This window comes from Colwellia sp. MB02u-9, assembly GCF_014077085.1.
GTDB lineage: Bacteria > Pseudomonadota > Gammaproteobacteria > Enterobacterales > Alteromonadaceae > Cognaticolwellia.
Genome location: NZ_JACGVF010000086.1, coordinates 21,395 through 27,394 on the forward strand (window position 1 = coordinate 21,395; position 6,000 = coordinate 27,394).

Consider the following 6,000-nt stretch of genomic DNA (forward strand, 5'->3'; position numbering starts at 1 on the left):
ACCATTATTTGCCTCTTAATAATCTATTATCTCAGCTTATGTTTAGCCGTCCAAATATGGGCTAACTCTACAGCTATTGTTGCCGCGGCTAATGCGGTAACTTCACTGTTATCATAGGCCGGAGCTACTTCAACCACATCCATACCAACCAGGTTAATACCCACTAAAGCTCGCAAAATTCTTAATACTTTATCTGTAGTTAAACCGCCACATACGGGTGTACCTGTACCTGGGGCAAAGGCGGGATCTAAGCAGTCAATATCAAAGGTTAGGTAAACAGGGGTATTGCCCACTCTAGCTTTAATTAATGCGGTGATCTCCTCTACACTCATATCATTGGCCTGCATGGCATTAATCACAGAAAAACCATGGTCTTTCTCTTGGTAATTAGTGCGAATACCCACTTGAATAGATTTAGCTTTATCTATGAGTTTTTCTTTCGGCGCATGATAAAACATAGTGCCGTGATCATAACAGCTGCCATTGTTATAGGTATCGGTATGGGCATCAAAATGAATCAGTGCCATAGTGCCAAATTTTTTCGCATAAGCGCGTAGTATGGGCAAAGTAACAAAGTGATCTCCTCCTAACGATAAAACCGTTTTACCCGAGTCAAGTAACTGGCCTATAGCGCTTTCAACTTGCGCACAGAAGTGCGCAGAGTCTCCAGGAGAGAACACCAAGTCGCCAGCATCCACTATGTTACAGTGTTTTAATAAGCGAAAAGACCAAGGAAATCGCTGACCTTCCCAAGCCAAATTAACCGACGCTTGTCTAATGGCAGTAGGGCCCATTCGAGCGCCTGAACGCCCAGTGGTGGCCATATCATAGGGTAAGCCTAAAACAACAATGTCAGCAGCTGACTCGACTGGATTTTGCGCTAAAGGCTGGCGTAAAAATGTCATGGCATTTGAATAAATAGACTCATCTACTTGATTGAAAATATTTTTCATTACACTGACGCTCTATAAATCTTCAAGATAGGTATAACCCTTTAAGCCGGCTTCTAATTCATTAAAAATTTGTTCACCTTCAGTTGTTGATAATCTAGCCTCGATAAGCTCAGAATAAGTTCGTTTAAATAATTCTGGGTCTAAATGGACATAACGCAACATGTCTTCAACCGTATCACCTTCATTAATTTCAGTGATTTCTGCTTCACCGTCGTCATTAATAAAGACAACAGCGCTGTGTGTGTCACCAAATAGATTATGCATATCACCTAAAATTTCTTGATAAGCACCCACTAAGAAGAAACCCAGTAAATAAGGTTCGTCTTCTGTCCATGCCGGTACAGGTAATGTGCTTTCAATACCTTGGCCGTCAACATAATGGTCAATTGCGCCATCTGAATCACAAGTAATGTCTAATAACACGGCTCGTTTTTCATGTGATTTTTCTAAGTTATTTAACGGTAAAACAGGAAAAACCTGATCTATGCCCCACGCATCGGGTAATGATTGAAATAAAGAAAAGTTAACAAAAAATTTATCTGCAAGCTTTTCAGTTAAGCCATCAATTATCGGGCGATGGAAACGGTTTTTAGCATCCATTAATTTGTTTAATTCATAACAAACACGCAAGTTAATTTGTTCTGCCCAAGCTCGCTGGGTTAAGTTTAATAATCCCATAGAAAATTGGCTGTGTACTTCAGCTAAATCACTTTGCGTGTCGTGATAAATCTCAATCAGTGCGCGATCATCATTACGGTCATTTAATTGCTTTAACGAGCGCCACATATTATTTAACAAGACAGACTCGTCAAGCATGGGCGCTTTTATCTCTTCGGGTTCATAAGATTCTGCGCCAATAACATTAGAAATTAATACCGCATGATGCGCGGTTAATGCTCTGCCCGATTCTGAAATAATCATCGGCATGGGTTGCTCATAACTCTTACAAATATCGCCAATAGTATGGACAATATTATTAGCATATTCCGCAACACTATAGTTCATTGAGTTATGTGATTGGCTGCGTGTACCATCATAGTCAATGGCCAAACCACCACCCACATCCATGCATAAAAGCCCGGCACCAAGATGGCGAAGCTCACAATAAAAACGCGCCGCTTCACTAACACCTAATCTAACATCTCTTATATTGGCTATTTGCGAGCCTAAGTGAAAGTGCACCAGTTTTAACGCATCAAGCATGTTTTCTGCTTTAAGTATTTTAACCACGTTAAGTACTTGTGAAGCTGACAAACCAAACTTTGATTTTTCACCGCCACTGGCTTGCCATTTACCTTTACCTTGAGACGCTAAGCGAACGCGTATGCCTAATCTAGGTTCTACATTCAGTTTTTTCGCTTCGGCTAAAATCATCTCCAGTTCAGACATTTTCTCTAAAACAATATGAACTTGATGGCCTAACTTTTCGCCGATTAATGCCAAACGCACATACTCTCGGTCTTTGTAACCATTACAAACAATAACCGAAGAAACTTTTTGAGCCATGGCCAAAACAGCCAACAATTCTGCTTTACTACCTGCTTCAAGTCCTAATTGTGTGAATTCTTTGTTATTTTGGCTAGCCAAAATCTCATCAACAACTTCACGCTGTTGATTAACTTTAATAGGATAAACTAATAAATATTTTTGCTGATAATCATAGTCTTCTATTGCTTTATTAAAGGCTTCACACAAGCTGTGAATACGATGATGGATTATTTGTGGAAATCGCACTAAAGCAGGTAGCGTTAAGCCCTTACTTTCAATCATCTTAGCAATAGTACTTAATTCTACCGTATGATCTTGATGGTCAACTTTAGGTGCAACATATACATTTCCCGCATCATTTATACCGAAATAGCCCTGACTCCAATGACGTACATTATAGTGTGCACGTGCGTGATCAAGATTATCTTTATTCATTCGTTTTCCTTTAGCCATTTTATTTAATAATAAAATGATAATTCATCATAAGTAATTTGCGCGAATTAGAGTTTATGAGCAGTTTAATGTCCAACAAAAAAAATCGTTACAAATGAAAAATATTATTGATTAGTGATTGTGAACTAGGTTTTCAAGGCTATTCGAAGCGTTAGCGCTATAAAGTTAAGCTATTATTTAGTCGATTTAAACCCAGTGTTTTAGTATGCGTAGCCAATAGTCTAGCCATATTAAGTGTAGCTTCTAATATTTTGTTGCCTATAATTTAATCAAAATGATCTTATCCTATTAACCATACGTAACTTTAATGTAACAAACGCGTAGTCAAACCAGTAATCACTAAATAGGAAATATCATGTTAAATAAATTTATTGCAGTATTATCACTTATGGTTGCCAGCTTAGCTTTTATGCCTGCCGCTTTTGCAGGTCATCATAATGAAGGTGATCACGGTATGAAAAAAGACATTGTCGATGTGGCCGCTGAAAATGGTTCTTTCAACACCCTGGTTGCAGCAATTAAAGCGGCGGGGTTAGTTGACACGCTTAAAGGTGAAGGGCCTTTTACAGTATTTGCACCAACAGATGAAGCTTTTGCAAAGTTACCTGAAGGTACCGTTGAAATGCTGCTAGAACCAGAAAACAAAGATAAACTTGCTTCAATTTTAACCTATCACGTAGTTTCTGGAAAAGTAATGTCAACAGATGTTGTGAAAATAGACAGTGCAACTAGTGTTCAAGGTGAAATGTTGATGGTTGAAGTTGTTGATGGAAATGTAATGATAAACAACGCAAAAGTTATCATGGCAGATGTAAAAGCAAGTAATGGCGTGATACATGTGATTGACACAGTATTAATGCCTAAGTAAGCATAACCCTGCAGAGTATTAGTTTATTTTTATATCTTGATACTCTGCGACCTCGCATAATTTTTAGCTATGATCACTTTAATTTTTTAAGGTGATCATGATACAACAAGTCTAGAACAATCGCTGACAGAGTTTAAAAATCAAAATTACACTAAACATAACACTACAAATTTCACTACCCAATGACTTATCAGTTAAAGCCTGATGTTTTGAGTAGGCTTTTTAATCGCCCTTATTTATAAACACAACCTGTTATTGAGCAATAACTGAACCCCTTGGTATTACAGGATTAAAGCGCTAGGGTGCCTTGTATTGGTGCGTCGATATAGTATACCTGTGTTACTCTGCCTTACTCTGTTGCAAAGTTTAATGTAAGCAGGTGCTTAAGTGCACAAGCTATTGATAAATAAGGTTAGTCTTTTAGTGGTACATACTTTGCTTTGTTCTAATAAATAATGGTATTCGAGAAAAATAATGAAAAGTATTGAAGTGAATTTTGATGGCTTAGTTGGCCCTACGCACAATTATGCTGGTTTATCTGAGGGCAACGTAGCTTCTTTATCAAATGCTACTGAGAGTTCAAATCCTAAAAGTGCCGCATTACAGGGTTTGAAAAAGATGAAAGCCTTGCATGATATGGGACTACATCAAGGGGTATTTGCCCCGCAAGAACGCCCTGATATTTACACTTTAAAAAGGCTAGGTTTTCAGGGTACAGACGCGCAAATTTTGGCAGCAGCATACAAGGCATCACCCACGCTACTCGCTGCTTGTTGCTCTGCATCAAGCATGTGGACAGCGAATGCGGCAACTGTATCTCCTTCGGCAGATACCTTGGATCAAAAACTACACTTTACCGCCGCTAATTTAGCCAATAAATTTCATCGCTCGTTAGAGCCCGAAACAACCAGTAATATCCTCAAAGCCATGTTCGTTGATGATAAGTATTTTCAGCATCACCAACACCTAAATGACAATGAACATTTTGGTGATGAAGGCGCCGCTAATCATACGCGTTTATGTCAGGGCTATGGTGAACAAGGCGTCGAGATATTTACCTATGGCCGTTCAGCCTTTAATCGTAACAAACCGGCACCTACAAAGTTTCCGGCACGGCAAACGTTAGAAGCTAGTCAGGCAATAGCCAGATTACATGGCTTGTCGGCTGAGAATACCGTTTTTGTACAGCAAAATCCTGAGGTAATAGATCAGGGTGTATTTCATAATGATGTGATTGCAGTAGGTAATCAAAATGTTTTTCTTTACCATGAGCAAGCCTACCTTAATACCGCGTTATTTAAAGAAGAGCTTATGGGTAAATTTGCCGGTGACAAGCTGCATTTCTTGGAAGTTTCGACAGAACAAGTTTCGATTAAAGACGCGGTAAATAGCTATCTTTTTAATACGCAAATAGTGACCTTAAAAGATAATTCAATGGCTATTATTGCGCCAACACATTGCCGTGATAATGCCAGTGTTTATGATTATTTACAGTCTTTAACTAGGGGTGATAACCCGGTCAACCATGTTGAGTTTTTTGACGTTAATGAAAGTATGAAAAATGGCGGTGGCCCAGCATGTTTACGTTTGAGAGTTGCCATGACAGAGCAAGAACTAGGTGCTGTTAACCCTGATTGTTTGTTAACTAATGCCTTGTATACGAAGCTAGTTGCTTGGGTCAATAGTCATTATCGCGATAAATTGCTGATAGATGATTTAAGAGACCCACAATTGCTTATTGAGTCACGAACGGCATTAGACGAGCTTTCTCAGATACTATCGCTAGGATCAGTTTATCGTTTTCAGCAATAAATAATGCCTGACAAAGTAAAGGTGAGAAAGCCAGAAGGGCTATCCACTTAGCCCGACCAACCACTAAATGTTGTGATTCCTTTCTTTTGTCATTTAGGTCTTGTTGGTGCGCTCTGTTGACGTTAGCTATTGGTTATTCTTTAGGTCAACTGATAGCCATAAGCGGTCATTGAGTTATTGTGAAACCATGATCATATTCAGGTTGATTTTAACCAAAATACTCAACTCGTTTATGGGGCTGGTTTAAGCTCAAAGCGGTCTAAAATCACAAGTAATAATCACCTCAATTAATGGTAACTAAGATACGAATATAGTCCTTTCAGTCTGAATAAACCTATAATTAGGGTGTTCAGACCATGTGCCTATTTCATACGAATATTGATACGATATCATTTCGATGGTTACCGCTTTACTTTCGATGTCATA

4 protein-coding genes are annotated in these 6,000 nt (G+C 38.7%); 2 read left to right on the forward strand and 2 right to left on the reverse strand.

The features are described from left to right. Positions 1-26 precede the first annotated feature (26 nt). On the reverse strand, positions 27-953 hold the full coding sequence (gene speB, locus H4J65_RS06010; protein WP_182196722.1) for an agmatinase: 927 nt from the start codon (positions 951-953) through the stop codon (positions 27-29). A gap of 12 nt (positions 954-965) precedes the next feature. Continuing rightward, positions 966-2,876, reverse strand: a complete 1,911-nt coding sequence (gene speA / locus H4J65_RS06015) for a biosynthetic arginine decarboxylase (RefSeq protein WP_182196725.1) — start codon at positions 2,874-2,876, stop codon at positions 966-968. A gap of 373 nt (positions 2,877-3,249) precedes the next feature. Here speA and H4J65_RS06020 point away from each other — a divergent pair, with 373 nt between their 5' ends. Together H4J65_RS06020 and astB are read left to right on the forward strand one after the other, a co-directional pair. After that, positions 3,250-3,762, forward strand: a complete 513-nt coding sequence (locus H4J65_RS06020; protein ID WP_182135009.1) for a fasciclin domain-containing protein — start codon at positions 3,250-3,252, stop codon at positions 3,760-3,762. A 474-nt stretch (positions 3,763-4,236) separates the two neighbouring features. Next, positions 4,237-5,574, forward strand: a complete 1,338-nt coding sequence (gene astB, locus H4J65_RS06025) for an N-succinylarginine dihydrolase (RefSeq protein ID WP_182196730.1) — start codon at positions 4,237-4,239, stop codon at positions 5,572-5,574. The last annotated feature ends 426 nt before the right edge of the window (positions 5,575-6,000 follow it).